The 16,972-nt window shown below is 70.2% G+C and carries 17 protein-coding genes; 15 read left to right on the forward strand and 2 right to left on the reverse strand.

The features are described from left to right. Positions 1 to 13: 13 nt before the first annotated feature. Positions 14 to 3,361 carry a ribonuclease E gene (gene rne, locus FHR97_RS12195; RefSeq protein ID WP_183384084.1) on the reverse strand — a complete coding sequence of 1,116 codons (3,348 nt, stop codon included), beginning with the start codon at positions 3,359 to 3,361 and terminating at the stop codon, positions 14 to 16. A 722-nt stretch (positions 3,362 to 4,083) separates the two neighbouring features. On the opposite strand from rne, the gene FHR97_RS12200 reads away from it, so the two are divergent. Genes FHR97_RS12200 through sppA form a run of 3 tightly spaced genes read left to right on the forward strand, consistent with a single transcriptional unit; the run spans position 4,084 to position 6,794 of the window. Then, entirely contained in the window at positions 4,084 to 5,031 is a 948-nt protein-coding gene (locus FHR97_RS12200; RefSeq protein ID WP_183384085.1) for an RluA family pseudouridine synthase, read from the forward strand. Positions 5,032 to 5,041: 10 nt separating this feature from the next. Then, positions 5,042 to 5,692 (forward strand): HAD family hydrolase, encoded by a 651-nt coding sequence (locus FHR97_RS12205; protein WP_183384086.1) that lies wholly within the window; start codon positions 5,042 to 5,044, stop codon positions 5,690 to 5,692. Positions 5,693 to 5,717: 25 nt separating this feature from the next. Beyond that, positions 5,718 to 6,794 carry a signal peptide peptidase SppA gene (sppA, locus tag FHR97_RS12210; RefSeq protein ID WP_183384087.1) on the forward strand — a complete coding sequence of 359 codons (1,077 nt, stop codon included), beginning with the start codon at positions 5,718 to 5,720 and terminating at the stop codon, positions 6,792 to 6,794. Positions 6,795 to 6,880: 86 nt separating this feature from the next. On the opposite strand, the gene FHR97_RS12215 is transcribed toward sppA, so the two are convergent. Further along, complete coding sequence (locus FHR97_RS12215) at positions 6,881 to 7,468, reverse strand: Maf family protein (protein ID WP_183384088.1); 588 nt, start codon at positions 7,466 to 7,468, stop codon at positions 6,881 to 6,883. Between the two features lie 127 nt (positions 7,469 to 7,595). Between FHR97_RS12215 and FHR97_RS12220 the strand changes: the two genes are divergently transcribed. The 12 genes from FHR97_RS12220 (at position 7,596) to FHR97_RS12275 (ending at position 16,910) form a co-directional block, all read left to right on the forward strand. Beyond that, positions 7,596 to 8,123 carry a YceD family protein gene (locus FHR97_RS12220; RefSeq protein WP_183384089.1) on the forward strand — a complete coding sequence of 176 codons (528 nt, stop codon included), beginning with the start codon at positions 7,596 to 7,598 and terminating at the stop codon, positions 8,121 to 8,123. Between the two features lie 31 nt (positions 8,124 to 8,154). Next, complete coding sequence (gene rpmF, locus FHR97_RS12225) at positions 8,155 to 8,325, forward strand: 50S ribosomal protein L32 (protein ID WP_097788703.1); 171 nt, start codon at positions 8,155 to 8,157, stop codon at positions 8,323 to 8,325. Between the two features lie 40 nt (positions 8,326 to 8,365). Beyond that, positions 8,366 to 9,490: a phosphate acyltransferase PlsX gene (gene plsX / locus FHR97_RS12230; protein ID WP_183384090.1), complete on the forward strand. Its 1,125-nt coding sequence runs from the start codon at positions 8,366 to 8,368 to the stop codon at positions 9,488 to 9,490. Between the two features lie 5 nt (positions 9,491 to 9,495). After that, positions 9,496 to 10,467: an ACP S-malonyltransferase gene (gene fabD, locus FHR97_RS12235; protein WP_183384091.1), complete on the forward strand. Its 972-nt coding sequence runs from the start codon at positions 9,496 to 9,498 to the stop codon at positions 10,465 to 10,467. 30 nt (positions 10,468 to 10,497) lie between these two features. After that, positions 10,498 to 11,241 carry a 3-oxoacyl-ACP reductase FabG gene (fabG, locus tag FHR97_RS12240; RefSeq protein ID WP_183384092.1) on the forward strand — a complete coding sequence of 248 codons (744 nt, stop codon included), beginning with the start codon at positions 10,498 to 10,500 and terminating at the stop codon, positions 11,239 to 11,241. 125 nt (positions 11,242 to 11,366) lie between these two features. Further along, positions 11,367 to 11,600, forward strand: coding sequence for an acyl carrier protein (gene acpP, locus FHR97_RS12245; RefSeq protein ID WP_083005609.1), 234 nt, complete (start codon positions 11,367 to 11,369; stop codon positions 11,598 to 11,600). Positions 11,601 to 11,791: 191 nt separating this feature from the next. Further along, complete coding sequence (fabF, locus tag FHR97_RS12250) at positions 11,792 to 13,030, forward strand: beta-ketoacyl-ACP synthase II (RefSeq protein WP_183384093.1); 1,239 nt, start codon at positions 11,792 to 11,794, stop codon at positions 13,028 to 13,030. Continuing rightward, positions 13,027 to 13,866: an aminodeoxychorismate lyase gene (gene pabC, locus FHR97_RS12255; protein ID WP_183384094.1), complete on the forward strand. Its 840-nt coding sequence runs from the start codon at positions 13,027 to 13,029 to the stop codon at positions 13,864 to 13,866. The genes fabF and pabC overlap by 4 nt, the downstream gene beginning before the upstream one ends. Before the next feature lie 13 nt (positions 13,867 to 13,879). Continuing rightward, positions 13,880 to 14,884: an endolytic transglycosylase MltG gene (gene mltG / locus FHR97_RS12260; RefSeq protein WP_183384095.1), complete on the forward strand. Its 1,005-nt coding sequence runs from the start codon at positions 13,880 to 13,882 to the stop codon at positions 14,882 to 14,884. A gap of 27 nt (positions 14,885 to 14,911) precedes the next feature. After that, positions 14,912 to 15,565, forward strand: coding sequence for a dTMP kinase (tmk, locus tag FHR97_RS12265; RefSeq protein ID WP_183384096.1), 654 nt, complete (start codon positions 14,912 to 14,914; stop codon positions 15,563 to 15,565). Continuing rightward, on the forward strand, positions 15,562 to 16,557 hold the full coding sequence (locus FHR97_RS12270; protein WP_183384097.1) for a DNA polymerase III subunit delta': 996 nt from the start codon (positions 15,562 to 15,564) through the stop codon (positions 16,555 to 16,557). The genes tmk and FHR97_RS12270 overlap by 4 nt, the downstream gene beginning before the upstream one ends. Positions 16,558 to 16,574: 17 nt before the next feature. Beyond that, the gene (locus FHR97_RS12275; protein WP_183384098.1) at positions 16,575 to 16,910 is read left to right on the forward strand and encodes a PilZ domain-containing protein; all 336 of its coding nucleotides are present in this window, start codon (positions 16,575 to 16,577) and stop codon (positions 16,908 to 16,910) included. The last annotated feature ends 62 nt before the right edge of the window (positions 16,911 to 16,972 follow it).

Consider the following 16,972-nt stretch of genomic DNA (forward strand, 5'->3'; position numbering starts at 1 on the left):
GGCAGGGCCGCGATCAGCCCTTGTTGCCCTCCTGGCGTTTCGCCTCCTGCTCGCGCCGGCGGATCTCCCGCGGGTCGTTATGGGCACGGCGCCGGCGACGACGCGCGGCCGCCTTTTCCTCGCTTGAGGCCGCGTCTTGCGGCTCGGGCTTGGCTTCCGCCTGGGACTGCGGCTTGGCCTGAGCCCCCGGCTTGGCTTCGGCCTTGGGCTCGGGTTTCTCGGCCTTGGCCTCCGGCTTGGCTTCGGCCTTGGGCTTCTCGGCCTTGGCTTCGGCCTGGGACTCGGGCTTCTCGGCCTGGGGCTGTGGCTTGGCCTGAGCCGCCGGCTTGGCTTCGGCCTGGGACTCGGGCTTCTCGGCCTGGGGCTGCGGCTTGGCCTGAGCCTCTGGCTTGGCTTCGGCCTGGGACTCGGGCTTCTCGGCCTGGGGCTGCGGCTTGGTCTGAGCCTCCGGCTTGGCTTCCGCCTGGGGCTCGGGTTTTTCGGCCTTGGCCTCCGGCTTGGCTTCGGCCTTGGGCTCGGGTTTCTCGGCCTTGGCTTCCGGCCTGGCTTCGGCCTGGGGCTCGGGCTTTTCGGCCTTGGCCTCCGGCTTGGCTCCCGCCTTGGGCTCAGGCTTCTCGGCCCGGGGCTGCGGCTTGGCCTGAGCCGCCAGCTTGGCTTCTGCCTGGGGCGCGGGCTTCTCGGCCTGGGGCCTGGCTTCCGCCTGGGGCTCGGGCTTCTCGGCCTGGGGCTGCGGCCTGGCTTCCGCCTGGGGCTCGGGCTTCTCGGCCTTGGGCTCCGGCTTGGCTTCGGGCTTCTCGGCCTTGGCCTCCGGCCTGGCTTCGGCCTGGGGCTCGGGCTTTTCGGCCTTGGCCGCCGGCTTGGCTTCGGCCTTGGGTTCGGGCTTTTCGGCCTGGGGCTCGGGCTTCTCGGCCTTGGCCGCCGGCCTGGCTTCGGCCTGGGGCGCGGGCTTCTCGGCCTTGGCTTCCGCCTGGGGCTGCGGCTCGGTCTCGGGCTTCTGTCCGGTCTCCGCCGGGGCCTCGCCGGTCGCGGCTTGGGCGGCCTCGGCCTGCAGGCGCTGTTGCTCGGCTTCGGCCTGAGGGTTCAGCGCATGCTGGCGGCTCCGCTGACGCGGGTTGTTGCGCGTGCGCTTGGGCTTGGCATCCGCACTGGCGGCCTCTGCCGGTGCCTCGGCCTTCTGGGGGGCCGAGGTATCGGCCTTGACGCGCTGCCCGGAGGTGTCCTGGGGCTTGCGGGTGTCCTGGGGCTTGCCCCGGCCATCCTGCCCCTTGCGAGCCTCCTGGGGCTTGCGGGCATCCTGGGGCCTGCGGGTGTCATCCTGGCGACGACCCCGGCCTCCGCGGTTACCGCGGCCCTGGCTCTCCGCCAGGTCCGGCTTGTCCTCGGCAACCTGGCGTCCCTTGGGCGCCCGGCTGTCGTCGCGGCTCCCCTCGCTGCGCTGGCCTCGACGCTGCCGCTGGCGGCCGTTGCCGCCGGGTGCCTTGTCGTCACGCTCCCGGGCGCCGCCGGACGGGCGGGCATCGCGGGCCTTGCGCTCTTCGTCCTGGCGCGGGGCGGTCGGCTGGGCCGCCGACGGCCCGCTGGCCTCCTCGCCGCCGAGCAGGCGGGTGAAGCCCTTCACCAGGCGGCCCAGCACGCCTTCCCGGGTGGCCGGGGCGGCCGGGGCAGGGCGGGGCGCTGGGGCCGGTTTCGCGGCCGCGGCCGGTTTCTCGTCGGTCACCTTGGCGGGGGCCTCCTGCTGCAGCGAGGCGGGCGCCGGCTCGTGATGGACCACTGTCTTGACCGCCGCCTCGTCCCGCTTGACCGGCTTGCCGAAGGCCGCCTCGGGCTCCTTGCCGATCTCGGTCTCGGTGGGCAGCTCGAAGCTGGACAGGCTGGCCGTGCCTTCCTCGTCGACATGGTCGTCACGCAGGCGCTGCACGTCGTAGTGGGGGGTGTCCATGTCCGGGTTGGGCAAGAGCACCACCCGCACGCCCTGGCGACGCTCGATCTCGGCCAGCACGCCGCGCTTCTCGTTGAGCAGGTAGGTGGCCACCGGCACCGGCAGGATGGCGCGGATCTGGGCGCTGCGCTCCTTCATGGCCTCCTCCTCGAGGAGGCGCATGACCGACAGCGAGAGGGAGCGCACGTCGCGGATGGTGCCCTGGCCGTCGCAGCGGGGGCAGACCACGCCGCTGGTCTCGCCCAGGGAGGGGCGCAGGCGCTGGCGGGACATTTCCATCAGGCCGAAGCGCGAGATGCGGCCGATCTGTACCCGGGCGCGATCGAGCTTGAGGGCGTCGCGCATGCGGTTCTCGACCTCGCGCTGGTTGCGCGCCGGGCTCATGTCGATGAAGTCGATGACCACCAGGCCGCCGATATCGCGCAGGCGCAGCTGGCGGGCGATCTCGTCGGCGGCCTCGCTGTTGGTCTGCAGCGCGGTCTCCTCGATATCGCTGCCGCGGGTGGCCCGGGCCGAGTTGATGTCGATGGAGACCAGCGCCTCGGTGTGGTCGATGACGATGGATCCGCCGGACGGCAGCTTGACCTCGCGCTCGTAGGCGGTCTCGATCTGGGATTCGATCTGGAAGCGCGAGAACAGCGGTACCTCGTCGGCGTAGCGCTTGATCTTCTGCTGGTAGGAGGGCATCACCTGGCGGATGAAGGCCAGGGCCTCCTGGTGCACCTGCTCGCTGTCGATCAGCACCTCGCCGATGTCCTGGCGCAGGTAGTCGCGCATGGCGCGGATGATGACGTTGGATTCCCGGTAGATCAGGAAGGGGGCGGGGCGCTTGCCGGCCTCCTCGGTGATCGACTCCCAGACCTGCACCAGGTAGTCGAGATCCCACTGCAGTTCCTCGGTGGAGCGGCCGATGCCGGCGGTGCGCACGATCAGACCCATCTTGTCGGGCACGGTCAGCTGGCTCATGGCTTCCTTGAGCTGGCTGCGTTCCTCGCCCTCGATGCGCCGGGAGATGCCGCCGGCGCGGGCGTTGTTCGGCATCAGCACCAGGAAACGCCCGGCCAGGCTGATGAAGGTGGTCAGGGCCGCGCCCTTGTTGCCACGCTCCTCCTTGTCGACCTGGACGATGACTTCCTGGCCTTCCTTGAGCACTTCCTTGATGCTGGGGCGGCCCGAGGGCTCCTTGACGAAGTACTCGCGGGAGATTTCCTTGAGGGGGAGGAAGCCGTGGCGGTCGGCACCGAAGTCGACGAAGGCGGCTTCGAGGGAGGGTTCCACGCGGGTGATCTTGCCGCGATAGATGTTGGCTTTCTTCTGCTCCCGGGCACCGGATTCGATGTCCAGGTCGTAGAGGCGTTGTCCATCGACCAGGGCGACGCGCAGCTCTTCGGGCTGGGTCGCGTTGATGAGCATCCGTTTCATGTCGTCTCGCAAGATGGACGCGCCGGTGGGCGCCCAGGGAGCCTCTCTCACCTGATACCGACGGGTGGCAAGGCCCGGTTTCCGGCCAATGTCGTGCGATTCCGGCTGTTCAATAGCGTGCTATTCGTCTCCGGGATCACCAAACTTGTCTCGAAATCCAGGCCTCTCACGACGATCGGTCAAGCCCGAGAGGCTTCCGTGCGTCGGCGAAGGCGAACCGCTGGGTGCTGCGTGCTTGTGCTCAGCGCATGTCGCGGATGCGGAACTGCGCCCGGCCGTGTCGGGGCTCCGGTGGAGGCCGCCCGGCACGGCATGATCATGTTGAGTACGGGGCGGAGGCAGGACATGTCTCGGCGGGTCTTCGCCCATCCGGCCCTGCGGTCACCGCCAACACCTGGCATTCATCGATTCGCCAACGCCGGCCTCCGGCACGATGTTGTACGTATCCCGTGATCGCCGCCCGTTCATCGGGGCGGGGCGGGCGTGGCGTTGTATCGCTTGCTTGTCGGCGGCGGGACCTCGAATCGGCGAGTGTCGTCGCGGCCTGATCTTTTCGCTCCGGCCTGCGTGTCTGTCGTGCAGGCGCTCGAACGGGCCAGAGTCGGCCCACTGGAGCGAGTTGGCAATATAACAGTAAAGGGGGTGACCGGCAATTGGGCGGCAGGATGGCGCGCACTGCGATAGAATGCGGCTTTTCCGCAGGTTGCCAGTGGAGTGCCGGCATGGCCGAGGGCCGCGAAGTACAGTGGGTGGAAGTGACCGAGGGCCAGGTGGGCCAGCGGGTCGACAACTTCCTGATGACGCGCATGAAGGGGGCGCCCCGGGCGCTGATCTACCGCATCGTGCGCAAGGGCGAGGTGCGTGTGAACAAGAAACGCGTCAAGGCCGACACCCGGCTGGCGCTGGGGGATGTGGTGCGCATCCCGCCGCTGCGGCTGGCTCCCCGGGAGGCGGTGCGCGAGGTCAGCGACAGCCTGCGCAACCTGCTGGCCGGCAGTGTGCTGCTGGAAGGCCGCGATTGGCTGGTGATCAACAAGCCCTCGGGGCTCGCCGTGCATGGCGGCAGCGGGGTCAAGATCGGCCTGATCGAGGCCCTGCGCCAGGTTCGCGAGGACCTGGACTTCCTCGAGCTGGTGCATCGTCTCGATCGTGATACCTCGGGGTGCCTGCTGCTGGCGAAGTCGCGTCCCGCCCTGTTGACCCTGAACAATGCCCTCAAGCGCCACGAGATGACCAAGCAGTACCTGGCGCTGGTGGCCGGGCGCTGGCCGGCGCGTCGGGACTTCGTCAGCGCGCGGCTGGATCGCTTCGACGCCGGCAATGGCGAGCGGCGCGTGCGGGTGGATCCGGCCGGCAAGGTGGCCCGTACCCGCTTCGCGGTGCGCGAGGCCTTCGCCGGCGCGACCCTGGTCGAGGCGGAGCCGATCACCGGCCGTACCCATCAGATCCGCGTGCATGCCGCTCATGCCGGCTACCCGCTGCTCGGCGACGACAAGTACGGCACCCGGGAGGGCGGGCGTCTTGCCGCCCGGCTGGGGCTGTCGCGGCTCTTCCTGCATGCCGCCGCGCTGACCTTTCCCGAGCCCACCAGTGGCAGGCCCGTGAAGATCCGCGCCCCCCTGGGCGAGGAACTCGACGCGGTGCTCGCCCGTGCACGCCAGGACCGCTGAGGGGATGCCCATGCGCTATCGACTGATGATCTTCGACTGGGACGGTACCCTGATGGATTCCGTGGCCCGCATCGTCGCCTGCATGCAGGCCGCGGGGCGCGAAATCGGCTGGGGGGAGCTCGGCGAGGACGAGGTGCGAGATATCATCGGCCTGGGCCTGCCCGAGGCCATCGCGCGGCTCTGCCCGGGTATCGACCCCGAGCGTGCCGAGGCGCTGCGGGGGCGCTATGCCTACCACTTCGTCGAGGGGGACGTCACCCCGATGCCCTTCTATCCCGGGGTCGCCGAGGGCCTGGCCCGGCTGCGCGCCGATGACGCGACCCGCCTGGCGGTGGCCACCGGAAAGAGCCGGCGGGGGCTCGACCGGATCTTCCGCGAGAGCGACTGCGGCCACTGGTTCCATGCCAGCCGCACCGCCGACGAGACCCGCTCCAAGCCCCATCCCCGGATGCTGGAGGAGCTGCTGGAGGAGCTCGGCGTGGCGGTGGAGGAGGCGGTGATGATCGGCGACACCGAATACGACCTGGAGATGGCCCGGGCCCTGGGCATGGATCGCGTCGCCGTGACCTACGGCGTGCACGCCCCGCAGCGCCTGGCGGCGAGCCGACCGGTGTTCACCGCCGAGGCCTTTCCCGAACTCATCGACTGGCTGCACGCCTGAGCGGCGGCAGGGAGGCAAGCATTTCATGGCCGACGATCGACACGACGACAAGTGGACCCGGGGCCCCGAGCTCACCGCCGAGCAGGCGCGCCAGGCGAGGGAGGGGCAGCCGGCGCCCGCCGATTCGGCGGAGGATGCCGAGACGCTGCGCGAGCGACGTCGCCTCGCCCAGCAGGCGATGCTCGACCGCTGGATCGACGGGGTGCTCACCGAGCAGCGGCGCTCGCGGCGCTGGAAGCTGTTCTTCCGCTTCTTCTTCGTCCTGCTGATCCTGACCTCGCTGGCCACCACCCTCTATGGGCTCTTCCTGGTGCCGGGGCCGGTGGCGGCGGAGGGGCCGCACCTGGGGGTGGTGCGCGTGGAGGGCGTCATCGACCGCGAGTCCCCGGCCAACGCCGAGCGGATCCTCGAGGGGGTCGAGCGGGCCTGGAAGGCGCCCGGGGCCGAGGCGGTGGTGCTGCACATCGACAGTCCCGGCGGCAGCCCGGTCCAGTCCCAGCGCATCCATGACGAGCTGATGCGCCTGCGCGCCTCGGGCGACAAGCCGATCATCGCGGTGATCGAGGATATCGGTGCCAGTGGTGCCTACTATATCGCCGCGGCGGCGGACGAGATCGTCGCCGCCCCGGCCAGCCTGGTCGGCTCCATCGGGGTGATCCACGCCGGTTTCGGCTTCGACGAGGCCATCGACCGGCTCGGCGTGGAGCGACGGGTCTTCACGGCCGGCGAGAACAAGGCCTTCCTCGACCCCTTCTCGGAGATCTCCGCCGATCAGCGGGCGTTCTGGCAGAAGGTCCTGTCCACCACTCACCGCCAGTTCATCGAGGACGTCAAGGCCGGCCGGGGCCAGCGGCTGGCCGATGACGAGCGGCTGTTCAGCGGGTTGATCTGGACCGGCGAGCAGGCCCGGGCGCTGGGGCTGGTGGATGACCTCGACAGCCTCGACGGCATCGCCCGGGCGCGCCTCGAGACGCCGCGGGTCAAGGACTACACCCCGCGGCTCGATCCCTTCGAGCGGCTGACGCGGCGCTTCGGGCGCGTCGTCGCCGAATGGGTCGGGGTGCCGCGGGCCGATTCACCGCTGCGCTATCAGCTCTATTGAAGAGAGCAGAAGGAAGGACGCCGCTTCGCGGCAGAAAGAGGGAAGACGGGTGGCCATCCCTTTCTTCCCTCTTCTTCTCGTCCCTGTTACGGCACGCCCAGCGGATCCAGTCCGGCCTCGCGCAGCAGCGCGCACAGCCGGATCAGCGGCAGGCCGACCAGGGTGTTGGGATCGTCGCCCTCGAGCCGCTCGAACAGGCTGATGCCGAGCCCTTCCATATGGAAGCTGCCGGCGGCGTCCAGGGGGCGTTCCCGGGCCACGTAGCGGGCGATCTCGTCGGCGCCGAGGCGGCGGAAGATCACGTCGTAGCGCTCGTGGCAGACCCGGTGGCTGGCGTGGCGCGTGTCGATCAGCGCCAGCCCGGTCAGGAAGCTGACCCGGCGTCCCGAGAAGCGGGCCAGCTGGGCGCGGGCGGCGGCCTCGTCGGCGGGCTTGCCCAGCGCCTCGCCGTCGAAGACCGCGACCTGGTCGGAGCCGATGATCAGGTGGTCCGGCCAGTCGGCGGCCAGTCGTTCGGCCTTGGCCAGAGAGAGGCGGTGTACCAGCGCCCGGGGGGATTCTCCGGGGCGGGGCGTCTCGTCGATGTCGGGACTGTCCCAGGCGTAGGGGATCTCCAGACGGTCGAGCAGCTGGCGGCGGAAGCGGGAGCTCGAGGCGAGCACCAGGCGTGGCATGGGAGGTCCTCCGGAGGTGGTCGAACGCCGCTGTGGCGAGGGCGCAACCCTGCGCCCCGCGGGCATTGTAACCGCGAATCACGGTGGCTTTGACAGGGGCAGGGGGAGTGCCTATCATTGCGCGCCTATGTTGACCTCACGACTCCCTGGCAGGGTCGAGCCTTACAGGCTCGCCGCGCATGCCGAACATCTCGAAGGCCTGGTGGCGCTGGCCGACCTGCCGCGGCTCGCCGACGAGGTCGGGGCGCAGCGGGGTGACGCCCGGGTGTGGCTGGACTTCACCATCGATGCCCAGGGGCGTCGAGTGATCAGCGGTCATCTCGAGGCCGAGCTGCAGCTGCCCTGTCGCCGCTGCCTCTCGCCCATGGCCCAGGACGTCGCCAGCGACTTCCTGCTGGGCATGGTCACCAGCGACGCCTTGGCGGCCGACCTGCCGAGCACCCACGAGCCGGTGTTGGTGGAGAACGAACAGCTGAACCTGCTGGGGGTGGTCGAGGATGAGCTCATCCTCAGCCTGCCCCAGGTGGTTTACCACGACGAGGCCGATTGCGCGGTCTCGCGCGACCAGCTGAGCAGCGGGGCGGCCTCCGACGCGTCGGAGGCGTCCCCCAAGAGTCCCTTCGACGTGCTCAAGCACCTCAAGGGCAAAACCTGATACTCATCGATTCACTCTGGAGTGATATCTCATGGCAGTTCAACAGAACCGCAAGACCCGTTCCAAGCGCGGCATGCGTCGCAGCCACGACGCCCTGACCGGCCAGGCGCTGTCCCAGGACAAGGAGACCGGTACCACTCACCTGCGTCACCACGTCTCCCCGGACGGCTTCTATCGCGGTCGCAAGGTCGTCGACGCCTGAGGCGACGACGCCCTCTTTGCCGTGACGCCTGGCCGCTGACATGCGGATAGCCGTGGATGCCATGGGCGGGGATCTGGGTCCCCGCGCCACCGTGGTAGGCGCCGCCGGTGCCGTCATGGCCGACCCCGATCTCGAGATCCGGCTGTTCGGCCCTGCCCGCCTGCTGGACGAGGAGATCTCCCGGCTGCCGCGGCCACTGGCCGCGGCGTCGTCGCATCTATGGGTCGAGGATGCGCCGGCCGTGGTGCGTGAGGATCAGCGTCCCGCCCAGGCCCTGCGCCATGGGCGCGACACCAGCATGGCCGCCATGCTCGACTGCCTCGCCGCGGGCGGGGCCGAGGCCGGCGTCAGTGCCGGCAACACCGGAGCCCTCATGGCCCTGGCCCGGCGGGCGCTGGGGACGGTCGGCGGCGTGCCGCGTCCGGCGATCAGCACGGCCATCCCGACCCGCGAGGAGGGCCGCTGCTACCTGCTCGACCTCGGCGCCAACGTCGATGTCGAGGCGGCCCGCCTGATCGACTTCGCCCTGATGGGCGAGGTCATGGCGCGCCATGTCGACGGTCTCGCGCATCCGCGCGTCGCCCTGCTCAACGTCGGGGTGGAGGGCACCAAGGGGACCGTCAGCGTGCAGCGGGCCGACGAGGCCCTGCGGCGGCTCGAGGGGCTGAACTATCTCGGCTTTATCGAGGGCGACGGGATCTTCTCCGGCGAGGTCGATGTCGTGGTCTGCGACGGCTTCGTCGGCAATGCCGTGCTCAAGGCCAGCGAGGGCCTGGCGCGGATGCTGGTGCGCCGGGTGCAGGCGACCTTCGAGGCCCACTGGTCGAGCCGGCTGGTCGGCCTGCTGGCCAGGCCCGCCCTGGCGCGCCTGCGCCGGGAGCTGGACCCGGTGCGCTACAACGGCGCCAGCCTGCTGGGGCTGGCGGGCATCGTCGTCAAGAGCCACGGCAGCGCCGATGCCGCGGGATTCCACTTCGCGGTGGCGCGGGCGGTGCAGGAGGTGCGCCATGGCCTGCCGGACCGGCTCGCCATGGAACTCGACCACCGGCGGTCCGCCGTCGACTCGGCCGTCGTCGACGACCGAGTCGACAGTGGAGCCAGGATCATTGCCCCGAGCGTCACGGACGCGGCCGGGGACGATGCAAGCCAACAAGAGCAAAGGTGATCGACATGACACAACCCCTTGCCCTCATCTTCCCCGGGCAGGGCTCCCAGCAGATCGGCATGCTGCGCGAGCTGGCGGAGCGCTACAGCGTAGTGGGCGCGACCTTCGAGGAGGCCGCCGATGCGCTGGGATATGACCTCTGGCAGGTGGTCCAGGAAGGCCCCGCCGAGGCGCTCAATGCCACGGCCTGTACCCAGCCGGCGCTGCTGACGGCCAGCGTGGCGATCTGGCGTGTCTGGCAGGAGCTCGAGGGGCCGCGCCCCGGGGCCATGGCCGGGCACAGCCTGGGTGAATACAGCGCCATGGTCTGCGCCGGTGCCTTGCCCTTCGCCGACGGGGTGCGGCTGGTCAAGCTGCGCGGCGAGGCGATGCAGGCGGCCGTGCCCATGGGCGAGGGCGCGATGGCCGCCATCCTGGGCCTCGACGACGCCGCCGTGGAGCAGGCCTGTGCCCAGGCCGGCGAAGGCGACGTGGTGGCGGCGGTCAACTACAATGCCCCCGGGCAGGTGGTCATCGCCGGCAGCAAGGCCGCCGTGGAGCGGGCCATTGCCGCCTGCCAGGCGGCCGGGGCCAAGCGCGCCATGCCCCTGCCGGTGTCGGTGCCGTCGCATTGCGACCTGATGCGTCCGGCCGCCGAGTGTCTGGCCGAGGCCATGGACCGCATCGAGCTGCGGCCGCCGCGCTATACCGTGGTCCAGAATGTCGACGCCGAGGCCCATGCCGACGTCGAGACACTGCGCACGCGCCTGATCGAGCAGCTCTACCAGCCGGTGCGCTGGACCTCGTGCATCGAGGCGATGTCTGCCCAGGGCGCCGAGGTGTTCATCGAGTGCGGGCCGGGCAAGGTGCTCACCGGGCTCAACAAGCGTATCGCCCGGGGCAGCCGGGGGCTGGCGGTCAATGACCCCGACAGCCTCTTGGCGGCTCTGGAGCTGGCCCGTGAAGCGGCCGGCCAGTCACCGTCGGCCAACGGCTGACCCATCTCCTGGACGAGAACGGAAGAGAGCATGACAACCGAGCGTAGAGTCGCCCTGATCACCGGGGCCAGTCGCGGCATCGGCCGCGCCATCGCCCATGAACTGGGTCGCCAGGGGCGCATCGTGATCGGCACCGCCACCAGCGAGGCCGGGGCCGAGCGCATCGATGCCGACCTCAAGGCCCAGGGCTTCGAGGGGGCGGGGCGCCGCCTGGACGTCACCGACCAGGCCAGCGTGGATGCGCTGCTCAAGGCCATCGGCGAGGAGTTCGGTGCGCCGACCATCCTGGTCAACAATGCCGGCATCACCCGTGACAACCTGCTCATGCGCATGAAGGAAGACGAGTGGGACGCGGTCATGGATGCCAACCTGAAGTCGGTCTACCGGGTCAGCAAGGCCTGCCTGCGTGGCATGACCAGGGCCCGTTTCGGCCGTATCGTGTCGATCAGCTCGGTGGTGGCGACCATGGGCAACCTGGGTCAGGCCAACTATGCGGCGGCCAAGGCCGGCATGGAAGGCTTCAGCCGGGCCCTGGCCCGCGAGGTGGCATCCCGCGCCATCACCGTCAATGCCGTGGCCCCGGGGTTCATCGCCACCGACATGACCGAGTCCCTGCCGGAGGAGCAGCGCCAGGCCCTGCTCGGTCAGATCCCGCTGTCGCGCCTCGGCCAGCCCGAGGAGATCGCCGCCGCGGTGGGCTTCTTGACGAGCGAGGCGGCCGGCTATATCACCGGCGAAACACTGCACGTCAATGGCGGCATGAACATGCGGTAATGCCGCGTCATGCGGCGGTTGCGTCGACCCAGAGCGGTCTATAAACTACCCCGCAGCTTATGGCTCGCGGAATTGAAACGGCTGGTAATCAGAACGGCTAACGTGAACGACTGGAGTACGTCATAATGAGCACCATCGAAGAGCGCGTGAAGAAGGTTGTGGCCGAGCGCCTGAACGTCAAGGAAGAAGACATCCAGAACTCTTCTTCATTCACCGAAGATCTCGGCGCCGATTCCCTGGATACCGTCGAGCTGGTGATGGCGCTCGAAGAGGAATTCGACACCGAAATCCCCGACGAGGAAGCCGAGAAGATCACCACCGTTCAGGAAGCCATCGATTACGTCAACACCCACCAGTAAGGGTGCTCGACACCGCTTGCTGAGGTGTATCCGGGGCAGCGAGCCCCGGTGAGAGCCGTCCTGCCGCGCAGGGCGGCTCTCGTGCTATGGGGCTGTCCTTCGTCGGTCACAGCGGGGGTGGACTCGGGTATAATGCGCGCAAAGAAGGCCCGTCGAGGGTCGTGTCACTACGGATGTCTGGAGGAAAGCTGATGGCTCGTAGAAGGGTTGTAGTGACCGGGCTGGGCCTGGTCACGCCAGTGGGGAACACCGTCGATGAGAGCTGGGGCAACATTCTGGCCGGCCAGAGCGGTATCGCCCCCATCGAGCACTTCGATGCCAGTGGCTTCAATACCCGTTTCGGTGGCTCGGTGAAGGATTTCGACATCAGCCCCTACCTGAACCCCAAGGATGCCAGGAAGATGGACCTGTTCATCCAGTACGGGGTGGCCGCCGGTGCCCAGGCGATCAGCGATGCCGGCATCGAGTGCACCGAGGACAACGCCCACCGCATCGGCGTGGCCATCGGCTCCGGCATCGGCGGCCTGCCGATGATCGAGCACAACCACAGCGCCCTGCAGAAGGGCGGCGCGCGGCGCATCTCGCCGTTCTTCGTGCCGGGCTCGATCATCAACATGATCTCGGGCAACCTGGCCATCCAGCATGGCTTCTGCGGGCCCAACATCGCCATCACCACGGCCTGTACCACGGGCACCCACAACATCGGCTACAGCGCCCGGACCATCGCCTACGGCGACGCCGACGTGATGGTCTGCGGTGGCGCCGAGATGGCCACCACGCCGCTGGGGCTGGGCGGCTTCTCCGCGGCGCGGGCGCTGTCCACGCGCAACGACGACCCCGCGGCGGCCAGCCGCCCCTGGGATCGCGACCGCGACGGCTTCGTGCTCTCCGACGGGGCCGGCGTCATGGTGCTCGAGGAACTCGAGCACGCCCAGGCCCGGGGCGCGACCATCTACGCCGAGCTCACCGGCTTCGGCATGAGCGACGACGCCTATCACATGACCGCGCCGCCGGAAGATGGTCGGGGTGCCGCCATGTCCATGAGCAATGCCATCCGCGATGCCGGCCTCGATCCGGCGACCGTGGACTACATCAATGCCCACGGCACCTCCACGCCGGCCGGTGACCTGGCCGAGAGCCGGGCGGTCGAGCGGGTCCTGGGCGATGCGGCCCGGGACGTGGCGGTGAGTTCCACCAAGTCGATGATCGGCCACCTGCTCGGGGCCGCCGGGGCCGTCGAGGCGGTCTTCAGCGTGCTGGCCATCCGCGACCAGGTGGCGCCGCCGACCATCAATCTCGACACCCCCCAGGAAGGCTGCGTGCTGGACTACGTGCCCCATACCGCCCGGGAGATGAGGATCGACATCAGCCTGTCGAACTCCTTCGGCTTCGGTGGCACCAACGGCACCCTGGTCTTCTCCAGGGTGTGAGCGGGTCGCCGGCACAGCCCGTCCCCGGCGAGGGCGTCCCCTTCGACGACCGGGGGCTGGCCTATGGCGACGGCCTCTTCGAGACCGTACTGGTGCGCGACGGCGTGCCGCTGCTGTGGGAGCAGCACCTGGCGCGGCTGGCCCGGGGCGGCGAGGCGCTGGGCATTGCGTTGCCGGCCCGGGCGACCCTCGATGCCCTCCCGGCCCGCGCCGGCGAGGGCCTCGCGGTGCTCAAGCTGGTGCTGACCCGCGGCAGCGGTGGACGCGGCTACCTGCCCCCCGACGCCCCGACGCCCCGCCTGCGCTGGCAGGTCGCGCCGTTTTCGCCCTCGCCGTCGCGCTGGCGGGGCGTGCGGGTCCGCCACTGCCAGCTCTCCCTGGCGATCCAGCCACGCCTCGCCGGCCTCAAGCACCTCAACCGGCTGGAAAACGTGCTGGCCCGGGCGGAGTGGTCCGATCCCGAGATCGCCGAGGGGCTGCTCAGTGATACCCAAGGGCGGCTGGTCGAGGCCACCTGCATGAACCTCTTCTGGTGGCGCGAGGGTCACTGGGAGACGCCTCGCCTGCACCGTTGCGGCGTGGCCGGCACCCTGCGCGAGGCGCTGCTGGCTCGTCTGGACCTCCGCGAGGTGGACGCCTCCCCCGAGGTGCTGGCGAGCAGCGAGGCCGTGTGCCTGGGCAACTCCGTGCAGGGCGTCTGGCCGCTGACCCGCCTCGATGATGCCGAGGGGCGCCCGCTGGCCCGCTGGTCGCCGGGGCGTCACCACCGGGCCCTCCAGGCCGAGGCCCATGGGCTGCTGGGTTACCCGCGCCAGCCGGGCGATTCAACCGAGTGAACGAGGACAACGCATGCCCCGTGTGATCAAGCTCCTGCCGCCACTGGTGATCCTGCTGGCGCTGGCCCTGGGCGGGGGATACCGCTACTGGCAGGCCCGGCTCGAGGCACCGCTGGCCATCGCCTCGCCGGCCCTCTATGAGGTGCCGGGCGGGGCGGGCTTCCACCAGGTGATCGCCGAGCTCGCCGAGCAAGGCGTCATCGCCGACGCCTGGGCCTATCGCCTGCTGACGCGGCTCGAGCCCGAGGCGGTGCCCGACCTGCGCCCGGGGGAGTATCGCCTGACCCCGGAGATGACCGGCCGGGAGATGCTCGGGCTGCTGGACCGCCACGAGGTGGTCACCTACCCGCTGACCGTCCCCGAGGGCTGGACCTTCGCCCAGATGCGCGCGGCACTCGACGAGGCGGAGAAGCTCGAGCACCGCACCCGGGGGCGCAGCGACGCCGAGGTGATGGCGATGCTGGGGCGCGAGGGCAAGCATCCCGAGGGGCGCTTCTTCCCCGATACCTATCGCTATCACAAGGGCGTCAGCGACCTCGAGATCCTGCGTCAGGCGATGACGCGCATGGACGCCATGCTCGAGGAGGCCTGGACCGGGCGCGACGAGGGGCTGCCCATCGAGACCCCCTACGAGGCGTTGATCCTGGCGTCCCTGGTGGAGCGCGAGACCGGGGTGCCCGAGGAGCGCCGGCGCATCGCCGGGGTCTTCGCGCGGCGCCTCGAGCGGGGCATGCGGCTGCAGACCGACCCCACCGTGATCTACGGCATGGGCGACGCCTACGACGGCAACATCACCCGTGCCGACCTGCGCGCGGCCACATCCTACAATACCTACGTGATCGATGGGCTGCCGCCCACCCCCATTGCCCTGCCGGGGCGGGCCGCCCTGGCGGCCGCGGTGTCGCCGGCCGAGGGCGAGGCCCTCTACTTCGTGGCCCGGGGCGACGGCTCCCATCACTTCTCGCGGTCGCTGCGCGAGCACAACAATGCCGTCAACCGGTATATCCGCAACCGCTGATCCATTCACCCCAACCGGGAAGGCCCTATGTCGAGTCGCGGACGTTTCATCACCCTGGAAGGCGGCGAGGGGGTGGGCAAGTCCACCAACCTGGCCTGGGTCGCCGAGCACCTCGAGGCCCGGGGCCTCGAGGTGGTGCGCACCCGGGAGCCCGGCGGCACCCCTCGCGCCGAGGCCATCCGCGGCCTGCTGCTGGACCCGGCCACGGACGAGCCGCTGGACGACGACGCCGAGCTGCTGCTGGTCTTCGCCGCGCGCGCCCAGCACCTGGCCCGGCTGGTGCGCCCGGCCCTGGCCCGCGGCGCCTGGGTGGTCTGCGATCGCTTCACCGATGCCACCTTCGCCTACCAGGGAGGGGGACGCGGCATCGCGGCCGGGCGCATCGCCGAGCTCGAGGCCTTCGTCCAGCAGGGCCTGCAGCCGGACCTGACCCTGCTGCTGGACATGCCCATGGAGGCCGCCCAGCGTCGCCTGGCGGGCCGGCTCGACCGCGACGGCGGTGAGCGGGACCGCTTCGAGCGCGAACGGGCCGAGTTCTTCGAGGCGGTCCGCCGGGCCTACCTGGCACGGGCCGCCGCCGCCCCGGAGCGCATGCTGGTGGTCGATGCCGACCGGCCCCTGGCGGCGGTCCGGGCCGAGCTGGGCGTGGCCCTCGACCGCCGTCTGGAGGCCTGGCGATGAGCGAGGCTGCCCCCGTGCGTCCGTTGCCCTGGCTGGCGTCGCGCTGGCGCGAACTCGTGCGGCTCGCCGACAGCGGTCGCCTGCCTCATGCCCTGTTGTTCTCCGGACCCCATGGGGTCGGCAAGCCCTCCCTGGCCGAGGCGCTGATCGCCCGCACCCTGTGCGCCGCTCCCGGCGAGTTCGCCTGTGGCCGCTGCCATGCCTGCCGGATGCTGGCCGCCGGCTACCATCCCGACCTGCTGCGCGTCGCGCCGGAGGAGGGCAAGCGCCAGATCCGCATCGCCCCGATCCGCGAGGTCAACGGCTTCGTCGCCCAGACCGCCCAGCAGGGCGGCTATCGGGTGATCGTCATCAGCCCCGCGGAGGCCATGAACGTGGCCGCCTCCAACGCCCTGCTGAAGAGCCTCGAGGAGCCCGGCGGGCGGACCCTCTTCCTGCTGCTCTCGGACATTCCCTCGCACCTGCTGCCGACCATCCGCTCCCGCTGCCAGCACTGGAGTCTGGCCCCCCCGGCCGAGGCCGACTGCCTGGACTGGCTCGCCGAGCGCCTCGGCGGCGAGGAGGAGGCCCGCTTCTGGTGGCGGGCCGCCGGCGGCCTGCCGCTGCGCGCCCTGGAACTCGCCGAACCGGACGCCCGGGGGCTGCGCCAGCAGCTGCACGAGACTTTCGACGCCCTGGTACGGGGCGCCGAGCCGGTGGCCGAGGCCGCCCGCCTTGATCGCCAGTCCATCGATGCCATCCTGTGGTACGGTATCGCCTGGCTCGAGGACCTGATTCGTCTGGGGCTGTCCGGGGGCACCGAGGCGTTGCGCAATCCCGACCTGCTGCCACTGTATCGTCAGGCGGTCAAGAACGGCCGGGTCCGCGACTGGTTCCGGCTCCTGGACTATGCTCGCGAACAACGGCGCCTGCTGGCCGAGGGCGGCAACCCCAATCCTCAGCTGGTGCTCGAGGCCTGGCTGGTCCGCTGGTCCGCGCTGCTGCGCTCTTGATGAAGGAGGCTCGATCGATGGCCGCACAGAAAGCCCTCTCCCTGACCATCCAGGACATCCCGACCCTGCTCTCGGCCTACATGCCGGCGTTGGAGCGTGGCGGCATCTTCGTGCCCACCCGGGAGCGCTACGAGCTCGGCCAGGAGGTCTTCCTGCTGCTGACCCTGCCCGACGAGACCGAGCGGGTGCCGGTGACCGGCCGGGTCGTGTGGGTCTCCCCGGAGGGCGTCTCCGGACGCCGGGTGCCGGGCATCGGCATCCACTTCAGCGCCGAGGACCAGGGGGTGCGCGACCATATCGAGAACCTGCTGGCCGGCCAGCTGGACAAGGGCGCCCCGACCTACACCCTTTGAAGAGGGAAGAGGGAAGAGGGAAGAGGGAAGAGGGAAGAGGGAAGAGGGAAGAGGGAAGAGGG

It is taken from the genome of Halomonas stenophila (assembly GCF_014192275.1).
Lineage (GTDB): Bacteria > Pseudomonadota > Gammaproteobacteria > Pseudomonadales > Halomonadaceae > Halomonas > Halomonas stenophila.

What these genes read in the sequence shown, in the direction of transcription:
- fabF (WP_183384093.1), top strand. Translation starts at nt 11,792, where the DNA reads ATGGCTCGTAGAAGGGTTGTAGTGACCGGGCTGGGCCTGGTCACGCCA.
- plsX (WP_183384090.1), top strand. Translation starts at nt 8,366, where the DNA reads ATGCGGATAGCCGTGGATGCCATGGGCGGGGATCTGGGTCCCCGCGCC.
- FHR97_RS12200 (WP_183384085.1), top strand. Translation starts at nt 4,084, where the DNA reads ATGGCCGAGGGCCGCGAAGTACAGTGGGTGGAAGTGACCGAGGGCCAG.
- FHR97_RS12270 (WP_183384097.1), top strand. Translation starts at nt 15,562, where the DNA reads ATGAGCGAGGCTGCCCCCGTGCGTCCGTTGCCCTGGCTGGCGTCGCGC.
- rpmF (WP_097788703.1), top strand. Translation starts at nt 8,155, where the DNA reads ATGGCAGTTCAACAGAACCGCAAGACCCGTTCCAAGCGCGGCATGCGT.
- rne (WP_183384084.1), bottom strand. Translation starts at nt 3,361, where the DNA reads ATGAAACGGATGCTCATCAACGCGACCCAGCCCGAAGAGCTGCGCGTC.
- FHR97_RS12220 (WP_183384089.1), top strand. Translation starts at nt 7,596, where the DNA reads ATGTTGACCTCACGACTCCCTGGCAGGGTCGAGCCTTACAGGCTCGCC.
- FHR97_RS12275 (WP_183384098.1), top strand. Translation starts at nt 16,575, where the DNA reads ATGGCCGCACAGAAAGCCCTCTCCCTGACCATCCAGGACATCCCGACC.
- FHR97_RS12215 (WP_183384088.1), bottom strand. Translation starts at nt 7,468, where the DNA reads ATGCCACGCCTGGTGCTCGCCTCGAGCTCCCGCTTCCGCCGCCAGCTG.
- tmk (WP_183384096.1), top strand. Translation starts at nt 14,912, where the DNA reads ATGTCGAGTCGCGGACGTTTCATCACCCTGGAAGGCGGCGAGGGGGTG.
- acpP (WP_083005609.1), top strand. Translation starts at nt 11,367, where the DNA reads ATGAGCACCATCGAAGAGCGCGTGAAGAAGGTTGTGGCCGAGCGCCTG.
- FHR97_RS12205 (WP_183384086.1), top strand. Translation starts at nt 5,042, where the DNA reads ATGCGCTATCGACTGATGATCTTCGACTGGGACGGTACCCTGATGGAT.
- fabG (WP_183384092.1), top strand. Translation starts at nt 10,498, where the DNA reads ATGACAACCGAGCGTAGAGTCGCCCTGATCACCGGGGCCAGTCGCGGC.
- sppA (WP_183384087.1), top strand. Translation starts at nt 5,718, where the DNA reads ATGGCCGACGATCGACACGACGACAAGTGGACCCGGGGCCCCGAGCTC.
- fabD (WP_183384091.1), top strand. Translation starts at nt 9,496, where the DNA reads ATGACACAACCCCTTGCCCTCATCTTCCCCGGGCAGGGCTCCCAGCAG.
- mltG (WP_183384095.1), top strand. Translation starts at nt 13,880, where the DNA reads ATGCCCCGTGTGATCAAGCTCCTGCCGCCACTGGTGATCCTGCTGGCG.